The 16,851-nt window shown below is 43.8% G+C and carries 13 protein-coding genes; 4 read left to right on the top strand and 9 right to left on the bottom strand.

Annotation, left to right across the window (positions count from 1 at the left end; all coding sequences use genetic code 11):
* Positions 1 to 136: 136 nt before the first annotated feature.
* Positions 137 to 745 carry a sugar transferase gene (locus tag E3K36_14180; protein ID MCF6156353.1) on the bottom strand — a complete coding sequence of 203 codons (609 nt, stop codon included), beginning with the start codon at positions 743 to 745 and terminating at the stop codon, positions 137 to 139.
* A gap of 374 nt (positions 746 to 1,119) precedes the next feature.
* Between E3K36_14180 and E3K36_14175 the strand changes: the two genes are divergently transcribed.
* The 3 genes from E3K36_14175 to E3K36_14165 are packed head-to-tail and all read left to right on the top strand — an operon-like array spanning position 1,120 to position 5,340.
* A complete protein-coding gene (locus E3K36_14175; GenBank protein ID MCF6156352.1) occupies positions 1,120 to 2,268 on the top strand; it encodes a glycosyltransferase family 4 protein in 1,149 nt (382 codons plus the stop codon).
* Complete coding sequence (locus E3K36_14170; protein ID MCF6156351.1) at positions 2,262 to 3,665, top strand: undecaprenyl-phosphate glucose phosphotransferase; 1,404 nt, start codon at positions 2,262 to 2,264, stop codon at positions 3,663 to 3,665. Before E3K36_14175 ends, E3K36_14170 begins: the two co-directional genes overlap by 7 nt.
* Positions 3,655 to 5,340, top strand: a complete 1,686-nt coding sequence (locus tag E3K36_14165; protein ID MCF6156350.1) for a tetratricopeptide repeat protein — start codon at positions 3,655 to 3,657, stop codon at positions 5,338 to 5,340. Before E3K36_14170 ends, E3K36_14165 begins: the two co-directional genes overlap by 11 nt.
* Positions 5,341 to 5,524: 184 nt before the next feature.
* On the opposite strand, the gene E3K36_14160 is transcribed toward E3K36_14165, so the two are convergent.
* The 8 genes from E3K36_14160 to E3K36_14125 form a co-directional block, all read right to left on the bottom strand.
* Complete coding sequence (locus E3K36_14160) at positions 5,525 to 6,592, bottom strand: sodium ion-translocating decarboxylase subunit beta (protein MCF6156349.1); 1,068 nt, start codon at positions 6,590 to 6,592, stop codon at positions 5,525 to 5,527.
* 79 nt (positions 6,593 to 6,671) lie between these two features.
* Entirely contained in the window at positions 6,672 to 7,046 is a 375-nt protein-coding gene (locus E3K36_14155; GenBank protein MCF6156348.1) for a biotin/lipoyl-binding protein, read from the bottom strand.
* Positions 7,047 to 7,073: 27 nt separating this feature from the next.
* Positions 7,074 to 7,481, bottom strand: coding sequence for a hypothetical protein (locus E3K36_14150; protein ID MCF6156347.1), 408 nt, complete (start codon positions 7,479 to 7,481; stop codon positions 7,074 to 7,076).
* A 100-nt stretch (positions 7,482 to 7,581) separates the two neighbouring features.
* Complete coding sequence (locus E3K36_14145) at positions 7,582 to 9,132, bottom strand: acyl-CoA carboxylase subunit beta (protein MCF6156346.1); 1,551 nt, start codon at positions 9,130 to 9,132, stop codon at positions 7,582 to 7,584.
* Between the two features lie 30 nt (positions 9,133 to 9,162).
* Positions 9,163 to 9,576: a methylmalonyl-CoA epimerase gene (gene mce, locus E3K36_14140; GenBank protein ID MCF6156345.1), complete on the bottom strand. Its 414-nt coding sequence runs from the start codon at positions 9,574 to 9,576 to the stop codon at positions 9,163 to 9,165.
* A gap of 175 nt (positions 9,577 to 9,751) precedes the next feature.
* The gene (locus E3K36_14135; protein ID MCF6156344.1) at positions 9,752 to 11,407 is read right to left on the bottom strand and encodes a methylmalonyl-CoA mutase; all 1,656 of its coding nucleotides are present in this window, start codon (positions 11,405 to 11,407) and stop codon (positions 9,752 to 9,754) included.
* A 99-nt stretch (positions 11,408 to 11,506) separates the two neighbouring features.
* Positions 11,507 to 11,929 carry a cobalamin B12-binding domain-containing protein gene (locus E3K36_14130; protein ID MCF6156343.1) on the bottom strand — a complete coding sequence of 141 codons (423 nt, stop codon included), beginning with the start codon at positions 11,927 to 11,929 and terminating at the stop codon, positions 11,507 to 11,509.
* A 266-nt stretch (positions 11,930 to 12,195) separates the two neighbouring features.
* Positions 12,196 to 13,776, bottom strand: coding sequence for a DASS family sodium-coupled anion symporter (locus E3K36_14125; GenBank protein ID MCF6156342.1), 1,581 nt, complete (start codon positions 13,774 to 13,776; stop codon positions 12,196 to 12,198).
* Between the two features lie 508 nt (positions 13,777 to 14,284).
* On the opposite strand from E3K36_14125, the gene E3K36_14120 reads away from it, so the two are divergent.
* Positions 14,285 to 16,771 (top strand): sensor histidine kinase, encoded by a 2,487-nt coding sequence (locus E3K36_14120; protein MCF6156341.1) that lies wholly within the window; start codon positions 14,285 to 14,287, stop codon positions 16,769 to 16,771.
* Positions 16,772 to 16,851: the final 80 nt, after the last annotated feature.

Here is a 16,851-nt window from a genome sequence, read left to right as displayed (position 1 = left end):
GGCTTATTTTTATCTTTCTCTTAACACAGGCAATAAATTGCCTGCCTATGAGCAATTTGCCCCTCCGGGGCGAAATCAGCACAAGGCTTTGCCTTGATAGTTTTTCAAAAAACTAAAGTGTTACGAATAATTATTGTTACGTCCCTACTCTGCTAAAAACAGTAAAGAAGGTAAAAAAAAGGATTTTTAAATCCAAAAGGGGTGATCTTTTCTGCACGTAGGTAATGTCATAATTTACCCAATCACTGAATTTACCGCTCTCCCTTCCCATTATCTGCCAAAGTCCGGTCATACCTGGCTTGACCGAGAGCCTGATTTTTCTCCAATTGTCGTCTCCCGTCATCTCTTCATCTGCCAGGGGTCTTGGGCCTACAAGACTCATCTGTCCTTTTAAAACATTTATCAACTGAGGCAATTCGTCAAGGCTATACTTTCTGAGAATCTTCCCTATTTCTGTAATTCTTGGGTCATTTCTCATTTTAAACATGGGGCCGTCCATCTCGTTCTTAAGCCTTTTTTTCAAGGACTCTGCATCTTTAACCATCGTTCTAAATTTATACATATGAAACACCTTTCCATGCCTGCCACACCGCTTCTGCAAAAAGAAAACAGGTCCTTTACTATCTATTTTTACCAAAATGGCAATAATGAAAAACAAAGGAAGAAGAATAGTAAGCAAAAAAATGCTACATACCATATCCAAGATTCTCGTTAAACAATCTTCTATAGCAGTCCAGAGATTCATACTATACAAATAGCTTTTGCAAGTCCAGATATTATATCTTATGAAAGTTTATTTTTCTGATCTAAATTACAGATCCAGAGCACAGCTGTAACCATACCTCTCCGTTGCCCTTTGAGAGGCCATATCATTATTTACTCATTTTTAAACTTCAACATTATAATAATCGGCAGGTTTTTTTCAAAAATAAATATTTTTATTAGCAACCCTCTTTACCTAAATGCCCCAGTCGCATGATGTCCAGACTAATAGTTGTGTTCATAGGTACTTTTCTACAAACAATTTCCAATTGATTTTAAATTGTCATTTACGCAGATTTTGTGTATTATATGGTATTATAATTTTCAATTTTCAATGAACCTGATAAGAGAACTCACGTGCGGGTGGCAATAGTACATGACTGGCTGACCGGAATGCGGGGAGGGGAGAAGGTTTTGGAGGTCTTCTGTGAACTCTTTCCAGAAGCAGACATTTTTACATTAATCCATCGTCATGGCTCAGTTTCAAAGACAATAGAGGACAGAAATATTCAAACCTCCTTCCTCCAAAGAGTGCCTCTTGCGAAAAGGAACTACCGCTCTTTTCTGTTGTTATTCCCTTTAGCAATAGAAGGTTTCGATATGAGAGAGTACGATATGGTTCTGTCCAGCAGTCACTGCGTGGCCAAAGGGGTGTTGACCTCTCCATCTGCAGTCCATGTATGCTACTGCCATACCCCGATGCGCTATGTATGGGATCATTACTACACCTATTTTGGTAACGGTAAAAAGGGGATCATTTCCAGGTTTTTGATACCTGCCATAGCACATTACCTGCGGATGTGGGATGTTGCCTCCAGTAACCGGGTGGATTACTTTGTGGCAAACTCCTATCATGTTGCAAACCGGATAAAAAAATATTATAAAAGATCGGCGGAGGTCATTCACCCGCCCGTAGATTGTTCGCTTTACACACCTCCGGAGAGTCAAAGAGAAGGAGACTACTATCTGGTTGTATCAGCCTTTGCTCCCTATAAAAGGATTGATATTGCTGTAGATGCATTTGAAAGAATGAGTTTACCGCTTGTCATTATCGGAGGGGGACAAGAAGAAGAGCAAATCAGGAAGATGGCAAAAAAACACGTACAGTGTATTGGATGGCAATCCAGCGAATCTTTGAAGGAATATTACCGGGGATGCAAAGCATTAATCTTTCCTGGAGAAGAAGACTTTGGAATCGTCCCTTTGGAGGCACAGGCATGCGGAAAACCTGTAATTGCCTTTGCTAAAGGGGGGGTGTTAGAAACCGTTCATGGTGTATACGCTCATTGTGATTCCGCAATGGAAAAGACACCCGGGGGGCCAGAAACACCTACCGGTGTATTTTTTACAAAACAAACGACAGAGTCCTTGATGGAGGCTGTAAGGTTTTTTGAACACCATAAAGACCTATTTGATCCACTTTTAATTAGAAAACATGCGGAAAGTTTTGATCGCTTAACATTTAAAGAAAAGTTTAAACAATATACTGAAAAACTTTTATGCTAAAGAAACACAGCAAGTTTTTCGAATCGTTATTGCTCCTTACCGACTGGTTCACCCTGTCCATCACGTGGATATCCTCCTACTACCTGAGGTTTTATTCGGGCATTATACCCGTTTATAAAGGGATTCCTCCCCTGAAAATTTACCTGATCCTCCTCATTTTCATGATTCCTTTATGGGGTATGGTTTTTAAAGTATTTGGGCTGTATCGTCCCCGCAGGGTTTCAACCAGGATTTCTGAAATCATAGATATTGGCAAGGCATCCACATTCGCCACACTGATCCTTATCGCGCTGACGTTCCTCTTCCGTCAATATGAATTTTCCCGTTTAACGTTCTTGTATTTCTGGCTCATCAACATTGTATCTCTCAGCCTGACTCGTATCCTGTTCCGGGAATTTCTACGTTTCTTGCGACAGAAGGGGTACAATCAGAGATACGCCTTGATCATAGGCACAGAAAAGTTGGGACAAGACCTCGTAAAAAAACTACAGAAACATCCCGAACTCGGAATTCAGATTTCCGGTTTCCTGACCAACGACCCGAATACTGCAGGAAACACCATACAGGGAATAAAGGTCCTGGGGAAATATCCGGATGTCCGTGAATTCATTCCAAAACTTGGTATCGATATTGTTTTTGTTGCCTTACCCTTTAATGCCCATAATCAACTGAAGGAGGTTTTAAATTGGATCGGTGACGAGATGGTTAGTATCATGGTCTTGCCAGACCTCTTTGAGTTCATTACCCTGCGTGGCAGTGTAAGTGAGTTTGAGGGCATGCCGCTCATCAGCCTTCGCGACACGCCTCTTTATGGCTGGAATATTATTGTAAAAAGGGTTCTGGACGTTGTTTTCTCCTCGCTTGTTCTCGTATTTACGGCCCCTCTTATGATCATTATCTCAATACTGATTAAACTAACTTCTGAAGGCCCTGTATTCTTTAAGCAGGAAAGGATGGGGATGGACGGTAAGATATTTAATATGCTCAAATTCCGAACGATGTTTATCAATGCGGAACAAGCAACGGGACCCGTTTGGACGAAGAAGGACGACCCAAGGTGCACCAAAATAGGCAAATTGCTGAGGAGGACGAGTCTGGATGAGCTTCCGCAGTTTTTTAATGTATTACGAGGAAACATGAGTATTGTCGGACCACGTCCTGAAAGACCAATCTTTATAAGAAATTTCAGAAACACCATTCCAAAATACATGTTAAGGCACAAAATGAAGGCGGGAATCACTGGCTGGGCACAAGTTAGCGGCTGGCGTGGAAATACATCATTGGAAAAACGAATTGAATACGACCTGTATTACATTGAAAACTGGTCATTAAACTTTGATCTGAAGATAATCTGGCTTACGCTGTGGAACGGACTTATTAACAAACATGCATACTAACAAAATGAGAAGACGACCACAGATTTCACAGATTACACAGATAAATAAAAAATCTGTGAAATCTGTTTTTGTATTTTTTTTCTGTGCAATCTGTGTAATCTGCAGTTTCAAATATTCTTTCATTGGTTTGAAGTATGCCTCGTTCGATTTATTGGCAGAAGATTTTAGGCCAAATCTGGTCTGGGAAATTAATACGCAGGAAACAGGGCTGGCAAAAGCTGCACTTCAAATTGCGCAAGAATCGTATCCTGAAATAGACATAGAACAGTATCTCAAAAAGCTCGATAGCATTATTCAAAATATCAAGAAAAGTCTTAATGACGAAACAGAACCGGAACAGATTATCAAAACCATCAACGTTGTACTCTTCAACGAACTCCAGTTTAAGTATGTACAAACAGGCGAACTAGAGTATCTATCCTTAAACAAGGTATTGGACGCAAAGACCGGCAACTGCGTAGGGCTGTCGATTCTCTATCTCAGTATTGCAGAAGGGTTACACCTGCCAATCTACGGTGTAAGCGTACCAGAGCATATCTTTGTGCGTTACGACGACGGAGATTTTCGCAAGAACATTGAAACAGGCTATGAGGGTATGGCCACTCCCGACAGTTACTACGTACATATGCCTGGGAAGCGCATTTCACAAACAAGCATCAAGAATGGATATTATCTCAAAAATCTCACCACGAACGAAGTAATTGCTGATATTTATCTAAACCGTTCCATAATACAAAAAGAGAAAGGTAATATACAGGCCGCTTTGAAAGACATAAACCATGCTATCCAATTACACGGGAACGATGCCGTAGCCTATTGTAACCGGGGTGTCCTTAACGAAAAAATGAATGATCGCGAACGTGCCCTGGAGGATTATAACAAGGCCATTGCCCTGAATCCTGACTATGCACCGGCATATTACAACCGTGGTTCTGTTTATGCCTCAATGGAAATTATTGACAGAGCCATCATGGATTATAGCAAGGCGCTGTCTTTAGACCCCAATTCAACCTTGTCCTATTATAACCGGGGCATCGCATTTAAAATGATCGGGAGGGCAGACCTGGCAATCGAAGACATGAGCAGCGCCATTTCTTCAAACCCTCAATTTGCGGCTGCATATGCCCAGCGTGGCCTGGCTTACGCCGAATCAGGTGAACCAGAAAAAGCCCTGGAAGACTTTAACAAGGCGCTGGAACTTGATCCCAATAATACCGAAATGTACATGAAAAGGGGAATTCTTCATGCTGATGCACAGCGCTTTGATAAAGCTATTGAGGACATAACGATCTTCATAAAATTCGCACCAGGGAATTCCTTTGCCTATTATATTCGTGCCAAAGCATACCGCGGAAAGGGAGATATTGAAAGGGCTATGGAAGATTATAACAGGGTGTTAGAATTGAGTCCCCGAATGGCTGGAGTATACTTCGAACGAGGTCAAATGCAAAACCAGTTAGAAAAACACGAAGATGCCCTTGCGGACTTCAACGCATCCATAGAACTCTTTCCATACAACCCTTTTGCCTATCTCCACCGTGGAAATACTTACAAGATGCTCGGCAATAATAAAGACGCGCTAAGGGATTACTTGGCCTATCTAAAACTCAACCCCAATGCCCCCGATGTAGAAGAAGTAAAAAGGGCTATAGAAGATATCAAAAATAACCTATAATTCTTAGTTACCCCGAATGCGGAGTTTGTCTGACCGGGTCTGTCCAAAACATTGATTCCTGTACCCCCCAAAAGCATCTTTTGGCCACAATCCGTACAACTATGGAATGCCATAAACCTCCACAATCGGAAACCAGGCACTTTTTTCTCCTGCTCCTTATTCCGTAACAACTTTTCACGCGTGTTCATCTACTCAAGCTCGCAATATAATAACCGGCTACAACAACGGCACCTATCCCTCCGGCGACATTTGGCCCCATCGCATGCATAATAAGATAATTATTCGGATCCTCCCTTTGACCTTCCAGATGGGCAACACGTGCTGATATAGGCATTGCAGAAACTCCCGCTGCACCAATAAGTGGATTAACGGGATTATGGGGGCTCAGGTAATTCATTACCTTACCCATGAGAACACCACCTGCCGTTGAAACTGCAAAAGCAAAGGCACCCAGAAACAGAATTTTAAGCGTTTCGATATTAAGAAATCGTTCGCCTGTCATCGTTACACCAACACTGGTACCAAGGAAAATCGTAACGACATTGATGATCTCGTTTTGGGCGGCATTCACCAGACGTTCCGTTACACTGCATTCGCGAAGGAAATTTCCCAGCATCAGCATGAAGATTAAAGCCGAAGATGCAGGAATGAGCAGCACACAAAGAACGGTGATAATCAGGGGAAAAAGGAGTTTTTCCAGCTTTGACACTTTTCGCAGCGATTTCATTCTGATTCTCCTTTCATGCCGTGTAGTTAATAATTTCATGATAGGAGGTTGAATCAAAGGAACGAGAGACATATAACTATAGGCAGCTACTGCAATCGGCGCTAACAGTTCCGGTGCAAGCCTATTGCACATAAAAATAGCCGTAGGGCCATCCGCCCCGCCAATAATTCCGATAGATGCCGCCTGCTTTGCAGTAAAACCAAGGCAGGATGCCCCAAGGAAAGTAACGAATATTCCCAGTTGCGCAGCAGCTCCCAAGAGAAACGTACGTGGGTTGGCAATCAGTGGTCCAAAATCAGTCAGTGCCCCGACTCCCAGAAAAATTAATGGAGGAAATACCTCCCAGGTAATTCCTTTCGAGATGTAATAGTAAAGACCGCCGGGCTGATTGTGGACCGGAAGATTGACGATACCCTGGGTTGGTAGATTTGCAATGAGTGACCCGAAAGCAATCGGCACAAGCAGCAATGGTTCAAAACCTTTGTATACTGCAAGGTAAAGCAGTACAAGCGCTATACCCCACATTACCATCATTTGCCACGTCACAAGATGAAATGCCGTCAGGTGCAGGAAATTGATGAAATCTTGAATCATAAAAGTGGGTTTATGAAAAGATTAACAGCTGTTGACCTTCTTCTACTGCATCTCCAATTTTTACAAGAATGGCTGAAATTTGACTGCTCTGAGGTGCATAAATGTAATTATTCATTTTCATCGCCTCAATGATCATCAACTGATCTCCTTCATTAACAGTTTGCCCCACATGCACAGACATGGCGACTACTCTGCCTGCCAGCGGACTGACAATTCCTCCCGGCCCGGCGTGAATGGGTAAAACCGTGGCCGGTACTGCCTGTTCCTGAACGGAAGGCGGTGTAACAGGTTTGGATGGTTGCGGGGTTCCGCGCTCATTCTCTTCAAGGATTTCAACTGTCACTTCATACACCTTTCCGCCCACAGTCACTCTAAGCTTTTTCATATTTCGAGTAATTGTTCTTTCTATAAATTAACGGATTTTGTGAGATGCAAAATGTTGACGTCTTCCTTCGATAGACCATGCCTGCAGGTAGAGATTCTCAATGACCTTGCCGTCGGCAACGGGACGAATGGAAACAATCCGGTGGGAATCTTCTATTGCTAAATACACCGCAGCAGCAATAACAGCCAGCAGCTCCTGGGTATCTTCTTCCTGTGGTAATACCAATGATCTTTCAAGAGTTGTACCAGCACCAGTCACGGTCTTTCTGTCACCCGTTTTTTTGAAGAGATATCCAAATGAATACAGTATCAAGGCGATCAACCCCAAAACCAACAGTACAAGAACGAAACCAATTGTTTGAAAACGAAAATTTTCCACAAAAGACGGATGTGCTGGCAAATTGGCAAAGATCAACATTTTATTAAATACCATCATATCGCAACAGAACCGCAACTAAGTTAACCATCTTGGCCCCTTCCTTCGCAAGGAGATTAAGGGAAGGTAAAAAATTTTCAAAAGAATTGACACAACACCACTAGAGAGGAATATTCCCGTGTTTTTTCGGTGGACGAGTTTCACGTTTTGAAAGTGTCTTGCGCAACGCAAGCGCAATCACAGAGCGTGTATGTGAGGGTTCTATTACGTCAGTAATCATCGCGTGAGCGGCTGCCTGATAAGGCGAAGCAAACCGCTCCCTGTACTCTGATACAAACTCCTCCTCCCGAGCCTTTGGATCTTCAGCTGCCTCAATTTCACGGCGGTAGATAATTTTGACTGCGCCTTCCGCCCCCATCACGGCGATCTCTGCCGTTGGCCATGCAAAAACCAGGTCTGCCCCCATATCCCGACTGCACATAGCCAGATAGGCACCTCCGTATGCCTTTCTGAGAATTACGGTAATTTTGGGCACTGTAGCCGCAGCATAGGCAAATAACATTTTTGCCCCGTGACGGATAATCCCTCCCCGTTCCTGGGCAATCCCGGGCAAAAACCCGGGAACATCCACCAACGTTACCAAAGGGATATTAAAAACGTTACAAATGCGGATAAAACGACTCGCTTTATCTGAAGCATCAATATCGATTGTTCCGGCTTTGACGAAAGATTGGTTGGCGACAAGTCCCACCACAATCCCTTCGATCCTTGCAAAACCAATAACAATATTTTTTGCCCATTCTTTCTGTACTTCCAGAAAATGTCCTTCGTCAACCAACCGTTTAATAATTTCCAGCACATGCAATGGCTCCCTGTTGTCTGCGGGAACAACCTCATTCATCCCCCGGTCTTCAGCCAGCGAAATCGCAGAAGTGGGCCGGTGTGGCGGATCCAAAATATTATTCGATGGTAAATATGAAAGTAACTGTTTCACGAGATCAATGGCATGTTGGTCATCTTCTGCGATAAAATGAATATTCCCGCTGATTGAGGCGTGAACTACCGCATTTCCAATTTCATCTAAGGTTGTAGATTGTCCGGTAGTAGCTCTGATAACATCAGGTCCGCAGATAAACATATTGGCGTTATTCTTTGTCATGATGATAAAATCCATTAACGCCGGAGAATATGCTGCTCCCCCAGCACAAGGGCCGGCAATGACGGCAATCTGCGGAACAACACCTGAGAGCATTACGTTCCGGTAGAAAACCTGTCCATACCCTGACAACGAATCTACCCCTTCCTGTATTCTCGCACCTCCTGAATCATTAAAGCCAACCAGTGGCGTTCCTGTCTTCAGCGCATACTCCATAAGATCGCATACCTTCCGGGCATGAATCCTTCCCAACGCTCCGCCACCTACCATGAAATCCTGACTAAACGCTGCCACAGGTCTCCCATCGACATAACCTGTTCCTGTTACTACCCCGTCACCGGGTAAGGCCTTTTTCTCCATACCAAAGTCACGGCAGGCATGCTGTGCGTGCATTCCCGATTCCTGAAAAGTATTTTCTTCAAAAAGACTTGTGAGACGTTCACGCGCAGTCATTAAACCCCTGTCATGCCGCTCCCTGATTTTATCACGCACGCTATCCAGGATTGCCTCACGGCGCCTTTCAAGTTCTTCGATACATTTTGGTGGAATTGCCATAAAAATTTTTTACTTTGTATGATATTGTCTTTATGATTTTCTGTTACCCTGTGAACAAAATTCCGTAAGAACACCATGGGTTGATTTCGGGTGAAGAAAAGCTACCAGCTTTCCGCCGGCCCCTTCAATCGGCGTCTCATTCAGGAGACGACAACCTGCCCTGCTGGCCTGTTGTAACTGTGCACCGATGTCATCCGTCTCAAAGGCAACATGGTGCAATCCCTCGCCTTTTTTTTCAAGAAACCCGGCTACAGGACTATCAGCCGAGGTAGGTTCCAGAAGCTCAAACCGAACTTCACCCACCGTAAAGAACGCTATCCGCACCTTTTGTGAAGGAACTTCCTCCTGCCCTTTACACACAAGACCCAGCGCCTGCTCATAATAGCCAATTGCTTCATCAAGTGAGTGTACAGCAATTCCCAGATGATCAATTTTCTGAATCATAATCGGCTCCCTGCCTCAAGCGGGTTTAATGGTTTTTGTTAATAATTTTCTGGCGCTGCGAAACTGCAATCAAAAGCACAGGAAATAACAAGCACCAAATACCGAATAAATTCCAATACTCCACATTCCAGCTACTGGTATTGATTCTATAAAAGATGTTTTTTCAGGGGCAATACTAGAGACCTCTTCTCCCGCCATACACACCAAACACCCCGCGCAGGACGTCGCAAATCTCGCCCATCGATGCATAGCAGCGTACAGCCTCCATGATGAAGGGCATTACATTCGCCTTTCCCCGCGCTGCTTCATCCAGACTTGACAGTACCTCTTTCACTTTCTGGTTATTACGTTTCGTGCGTATTTCCGTAAGTTTCCTTATCTGGTTTTCCTCCACAGATCTGTTGACTTGAAAGACATGAAGGGAAACTTTTTCCTGTTCCTGAAAGCAGTTGACCCCCACAATCGCCCGCTCACCCCTGTCAATTTGTTGTTGGTATTGAAAGGCAGATTCCTCAATCTGGCGCTGAACTATTCCTGCCTCGATGGCTGCAATCATTCCGCCTGCCCGATCAATTTCTTCGATCAGTGTCAGGACTTCACGCTCAACCCGATCAGTCAAATCTTCAACATAATAAGAACCAGCAAGGGGATCAACAGTATTGCAAGCATCGGATTCATGGGCAATAATCTGCTGTGTACGTAAAGCAACACGAACTGCATCTTCCGCCGGCAGCGCCAATGCCTCATCACGGGAATTTGTGTGCAAAGACTGCGTTCCTCCAAACACCGCTGCAAGTGCCTGTAATGCTACGCGGACTATATTGTTATCAACTTGCTGTGCCGCCAGGGTATATCCGGCCGTTTGGGCATGAAACCGCAACATCTGGCTGGTGGGTTTCCGGGCATGGAACCGTTCCTTCATCAATCTCGCCCAGAGCCGCCGGGCCGCCCGAAACTTTGCCACTTCCTCAAAAATATCTGAGGACGTGCTGAAGAAAAAGGCCAGGCGCGGAGCAAAGACATCGACATCCAGACCCGCTTGAATCGCTGCCTGTACATACGTACACCCATCCGCCAGAGTAAAGGCAACCTCCTGGACTGCGGTCGAACCTGCCTCCCGTATGTGATAACCCGAAATTGAAATTGTATTGAATTGCGGAACCACCTTACTACACCACTCAAAAATATCTGTCGTTAATCTCAAACTCGGCCGGGGCGGAAAAATGTACGTTCCCCTGGCAATATATTCTTTGAGAATGTCGTTTTGGATTGTCCCCGTTAATTGACAGGGATTAACTCCCTGTTTTTCTCCCACTGCAACATACATGGCCAGCAGCACCGCAGCCGGGGCATTAATTGTCATTGAGGTGGAAACTTTATCCAGTGGAATACCGGTAAACAGGGCTTCCATGTCCGCCAGGGTATCAATGGCTACACCTACCTTACCGACCTCGCCCCGGCTCATGAAATGATCGGAATCGTATCCAATTTGCGTTGGCAAATCAAAGGCTACGGAAAGTCCAGTTGTCCCCTGCTCCAGTAAGTAACGGTACCTTTTATTAGATTCCTCTGCTGTGGAAAATCCTGCATATTGCCGCATTGTCCAGAGACGTCCGCGGTACATGGTGGGTTGAATCCCCCGTGTATAGGGATACTGGCCGGGGAAACCAATTTTCGAGAGATATTTTTCATCAAGGGTCTCAGGCAATACAAGGCGCTCCACAGGAAGGCCTGAGGCAGTCTTGAACTCCTTTGATCGTTCTGGTGTACGGTCCAAAACTTTTTGAAGGACCTTTTCTTTCCAATCAACAAACGCTGGATGTTCATCCATAGGAATACTTCAATGGCTCATTTTTTGAGTAATTCAGTTTGCGAAATACATACTTCTTAAATGACCGTTGCCGGTTCTCCAACTCCCTCTGCGGTCATGTTACGTTAACCGCTTCTTTTGGTGGTATTCGCCGGCGACTTTTCTAAATGCATTCAGAACTGTTTGAATCGGCGTGCCGGGGGTAAACACATCGCAAATACCTTCGTGTCTTAAATGCGGAATATCCTCCTGGGGAATAATACCTCCCACGATTACAGGTATGTCTCCGGCATTCGCCTGACGAAGGGCTTTTAGCATCTCCGGAATAAGCTCATTATGTACGCCGGAAAGAAGCGACAGACCGATTGCATCTACATCCTCACGAATCGCCATTGATACAATTTCTTCAGGTGTCAGGCGTATACCTGTGTAAATAACCTCAAAGCCATCTTCACGCAGACTACGTGCAATAAACTTCGCTCCGCGGTCATGTCCATCCAATCCTAGTTTACCAATTAACACCCTGCCCCGGTGCTGCCGTATTTCCATAACAATAAGCCTTTCGTTTGGTTGGTAGCATGAAACCCAAAATTACAAGAGTTATTCAACCATATAGGGGGGAGGTAGTGCAAGAGTAATTTTATCCTCTTATGGACAAACCTCTCAAGCGATTATCAAAAAATGTTTTGAATTTTTTAGCAAAAATATCAAGGCAAAAAGTTTGAATAGCAAATTTTCGGATTTTATTTATTTTGACTCATTCGGGTTGAGGATATAAGTCAAAAAGTTTGTGCAGCTTCTAAAAACTTTTATTTCCATCCCATCAATGGGCAGAGTAACCGCATGCCCAGCCAGATAATGACAAAGCCACATATGTCGAAGAAAAAACCTACCCTGACCATTTTGGAAATTGGAACCAACCCGGTGCCATAAACGATTGCATTGGGAGGAGTTGACACAGGCAACATAAACCCATAACTGGCACCGAGACATGCCCCAAGTGCCGGAGGAATCGGGTTGATGCCTGCGGACTTAGCAAGCGTAATAACGATCGGAATGATCATGTTTGCAGATGCAGCATTGGAGGTCATTTCACTCATCACAATCGCTAATGCAATTGATATTGCAGTCAATCCCCACAGCGATTGGGCACCCATCAGGTTCGTAACGCTCTTTCCAAGAGCTTCTGCTACCCCGGTGGAAAACATCAATCCTCCAAGGCTCATTCCGCCACCCATCAAAAGGATGGTACCCCAGTCAATCTGCACTGCCTCGCGCCAGGTGATGGTAAACTTTCCCTGTTTATTATCTGTTGGCAACAGAAAAAGGATGCTTGCCGCAATGAGTGCAACCATCCCTTCAGGAAAATTTTCACTGGCGAATTTTGCACACTTGTGATCACTCCCAAGAGTAATTGCGAGCAATCCAGGGGTAATCCACAATGCTACGGCAACTCCAAAGGCAATCAGCGTATTTATCTGCCCACGAGTCCACCCGCCAAGTGACTCACCCTCTGCCTGAAGGTATTGTGTGAATTGCAACATATCAGTGTTTTTCTGCGTCTTTTTGTTGTGCAGCAAACAAAGCAGCACAAAAAGCACTCCATACATGATTATACACAGGGGAATCCCAATGGCCATCCACTGGAAAAAGTTAATTTCCACACCGACCAACTTATTGATGAGTCCAATACCGATGAGGTTGGGAGGCGTACCGATCGGGGTACAAATACCACCCACCGATGCCGAGAATGCTGTCATGAGCATGATGCCTGTTGAGAAAGGGTCATTTTGCAGTTTCAAAGATATTCCGGACGGGTCACGATCCGGCTGATGTATACCCCGGAGGGCACGAAGAATCCCCATAGCAATTGGCATCATCATAGCTGTAGCGGCCGAGTTGGAGACCCACATTGAAGTTATTGCTGTTACCATTCCAAAAGCACCCAATATCCTTGCCCGATTCCCGCCAACCCAGCGAAGAGAAAGAATGGCAAGTGCAAAACGCCGATCGAGATGATGCAGCGTCATTGCACGGGCGACTATGAATCCACCTATGAACAGGAATATAATTGGGTCTGCAAACGGAGCGAACGTTTTCCTGGCATCCGCAACACCAAAGACGATACACATGCATGCTCCCAGCATTGCGCTCACCGGAAGAGGAAGTGTCTCAGTCATCCACAACACCAGCACACAAGCCAATACTGCGCTCAGATAATTACCGTCAGGCGTTAGTCTGCCCCGGGTGAGCCAGAGAACAATACAAAATGCCAGAGGGGCAGCATAAAACCCTGCCCTCCGGCGCAGACGGTTGAACCGTTCCTCCGCCTTTGATATTACTTCCAGCCTGGTTTGTTCTTCCGCATGGGACAGATCTATTTCATCCATAAAATTATTTATCTACCAGACTGTATCTTTACTCATTCCGGAATTCCGTCATTATTAAATTATCTGATAACCTCGCTCCCTTTACTCTTCATCTCTTTCATGAAAAGCAAATGGTTCTGACAGGTATCGCTGGCAGATTATCGTAAAAAGCATTAGGCATTTCAAGGGTTTTTGTACGGAACAACTGCGAAATTCAAATATCGTACTGTATATGTATTTGCGGCTTGATGTTACTTACGAGGTATTGTAAAATTATAACAAATTCGGTACGCTGTAAACGTCAGAAATGCAAGAAGTTTATGACTAAAACCATATAAACTTTCTTCTTTAATTTTTACTATATGCGATGAAGGTTCTTTGAAGGAGTAAGTCATTATTCAGGCCTCTTCTCAGATACTTATGAAAAAGTTTTTTTAACCAAGATTATTAAATGGAATATTTGGCAACTTTGAATTTCTTAAAGTAAATTTAGTCCGGTATGATATATTCATAATATGAAAAGCTATATATGGTAAAAGGCGTTAATCTTTTTAGTGGCATTGGCAGAAAACTGCTTTGCTGGTTTTTGTTGTTATCCATTTTGCCCATCATTACCGTTGCCATTCTTACCTATCGGTATGCGCAGGAAACCATCAAGAACGAACTCCTCAACGAAGAGGCATTCCTTGCTGATGGAATTAAAAATCATATACTGACTATCCTCAATGCGGGTGAATATTCGTCACAATTTTTTGCATCTGATGAGTTTATCCGAAGACACCTGGAAATTCTGAACCACAACCCAAAGAACACACACATCGTCAAAAAATTCAATGATTACATGATATACAAAACGAATCTGAATAAGGACTTTTACGAGACTTTTGTCTTAAACCCTGCGGGAATTATCGTGGCATCGAGTAACGAGAACAACATCGGCAAGATTGAATTCGGTGCAGATTATTTTACCTACGGCAAGGAAGGTCCTTATGTCAAGGATGTCTATATGGACGAAAACACAGGGGAGTATTCAATGGCCTTTGCCACACCAATTCTAAAGAAACGGAGTGGAAAGTTTCTCGGTGTGCTGGTAATCCGATTCAATGCAAACAAGTTAAATGAAATTACGACGGGAAAAAAGGCTGGTGTAAAAGAAGATGTGGGCATGTTCCTTCGAAGGGGCAAGACAAGCGAAGCATATATTGTAAGCAAAAATCACCTGATGATTACCGAATCGAGATTTAAGGAAGAAGCCATTTTACGACAGCTAGTCAACACCGAACCTGTGACCGCAGCGCTTCACTCCGGAAAAGAGATTGTGGGTGTATATAAAAATTACATGGGAAGGAACGTCATCGGTGCCACACGGTATGTAAAGAAGATGAAATGGGTCCTTTTGGTGGAAACAGATGAATCAGAGGCATATTCCCCCATTTCCAGGTTCAAGTATCGGGCTATTACTGTAGTGGGTATATGTATTGTTGGTGTAATATTTATATCCTTTTTTGTCTCCCGGGGGATCATTATTCCCATTATACGGCTTGTCAAAGGCATGAAAAGGGTTGCGGAAGGTGACCTGAACTTCCGGGTCGAAAGCAATTTGAAAGACGAACTTGGTGAACTAACGACCTCGTTTAACCACATGACCGATGACATCAAAGACGCGCGTGAAAAACTCCTGAAGCTGAAGGCCGACCTTGAAGAAAGAAAAGAATATCTGGAAAGCATCTTAAAGTATGCAAACGAACTGATATTCACGCTTGATGTTCAAGGAAACTTTACCTTTGTCAATCCCAAGATCAAAGAATGGGGTTACCACGAAGAGGAGTTGATCGGGCAGCCTTTGATTTCCATCCTGTTCGATAAGCGGCTGGAAAATGCAGATCAGATCATTCACAATGGTTTCAGGAAGATATTCGAGGTTGAGGTATTGGATAAGCAAAAGAACGTCCGAAATGTATTGCTGAGCACATCTCTTATCAAGAGTAAAGATGGAAAATTGTTGAGTATATTAGGGACTGCCAACGATGTTACTGAATTGAGAAGACTTGAGCAAAAGCTTGTGCAGGCCGACAGGCTGGCATCTATTGGTCAGTTGGTAGCTGGAATTGCCCATGAAATCAATAATCCGATCGGTGTAATTTATCTTTACAGTACGGAAAGTTTAAAGATTTTCGAAAAGGTCACGAATGCCTTAAAACTCACAAGCTCGATCCCTATTTCTGAAAACACACAGCGGCTGAATGGTCTTATTTCTCGTTTGGGTCACGCAGAAAACGTCACCTTGGAAAAGGATACATGGGCAGAGGAGCTTTCATACATCGCTAATGACTTAAACAAGTACTGCCAGGAATTGTCGCAAATTTACACTGTTATTAATAAGAACAGAACTTATTTGTATGAATACTTAGAAGGTTCTGTGAAAGAGTCCGTGCGGTGTAAGGACTTAATTAGCGGACTGCTGGATTTCTCAAGGCAAAAAGAGCCGGAAATGCGCCTGTCAAACGTGAACGATCTGATAGACAATGTACTCGGTATGGTAGAAAAACAATACAGAAAAGAAAAGATAGAAGTAGTTCGTACGCTCGACCCAAATATCCCTGACGTTATGATGGATGCCCGTCAAATGGAGCAGGTTATCATTAACATCACCAATAATGCCGTCTTTGCCATGAAAGAATTTATGGGCAATACGGAACACGCCGGAGTGCTTAGGAAGGGTGAGTTGACAGTAGGATCCCGTTTCCATCCGGATAAGGAGTGTGTTGAAATATTTATTAAGGATACCGGGGTGGGTATCAGTAAAAATGTTTTGAAAAAAATTTTTGATCCCTTTTTTACTACAAGAAAGGACGGTAAGGGGACGGGCCTGGGTTTGAGTATTAGTTATGGAATAGTAAAAATGCATGACGGTAGTATTGAGGTTGACAGCGATATTGGGAAAGGCACAACATTCAGGATATTTTTACCCCTGAAATCAAAAAAAGAGCAGGAAATGTCTGTGATTAAACTATAAATCTTCTATCATTGGTTATTTGTCAAGGAGACAGCAAGCTACAAAGTAAAAGTATAACTTAGTGTCTTAGTGCCATTGTG

Origin of the sequence: Candidatus Brocadia sp., assembly GCA_021646415.1 — a bacterium.
GTDB lineage: Bacteria > Planctomycetota > Brocadiia > Brocadiales > Brocadiaceae > Brocadia.
The sequence above is the reverse complement of the archived record's forward strand: the minus strand, read 5'-3'. Positions and strand labels throughout refer to the sequence as shown.

Coding starts and splice junctions, on each gene's coding strand:
- E3K36_14120 (MCF6156341.1), top strand. CDS start 14,285: ATGGTAAAAGGCGTTAATCTTTTTAGTGGCATTGGCAGAAAACTGCTT.
- E3K36_14150 (MCF6156347.1), bottom strand. CDS start 7,481: ATGATGGTATTTAATAAAATGTTGATCTTTGCCAATTTGCCAGCACAT.
- E3K36_14180 (MCF6156353.1), bottom strand. CDS start 745: ATGAATCTCTGGACTGCTATAGAAGATTGTTTAACGAGAATCTTGGAT.
- E3K36_14135 (MCF6156344.1), bottom strand. CDS start 11,407: ATGGATGAACATCCAGCGTTTGTTGATTGGAAAGAAAAGGTCCTTCAA.
- E3K36_14145 (MCF6156346.1), bottom strand. CDS start 9,132: ATGGCAATTCCACCAAAATGTATCGAAGAACTTGAAAGGCGCCGTGAG.
- E3K36_14155 (MCF6156348.1), bottom strand. CDS start 7,046: ATGAAAAAGCTTAGAGTGACTGTGGGCGGAAAGGTGTATGAAGTGACA.
- mce (MCF6156345.1), bottom strand. CDS start 9,576: ATGATTCAGAAAATTGATCATCTGGGAATTGCTGTACACTCACTTGAT.
- E3K36_14165 (MCF6156350.1), top strand. CDS start 3,655: ATGCATACTAACAAAATGAGAAGACGACCACAGATTTCACAGATTACA.
- E3K36_14160 (MCF6156349.1), bottom strand. CDS start 6,592: ATGTGGGGTATAGCGCTTGTACTGCTTTACCTTGCAGTATACAAAGGT.
- E3K36_14125 (MCF6156342.1), bottom strand. CDS start 13,776: ATGGATGAAATAGATCTGTCCCATGCGGAAGAACAAACCAGGCTGGAA.
- E3K36_14170 (MCF6156351.1), top strand. CDS start 2,262: ATGCTAAAGAAACACAGCAAGTTTTTCGAATCGTTATTGCTCCTTACC.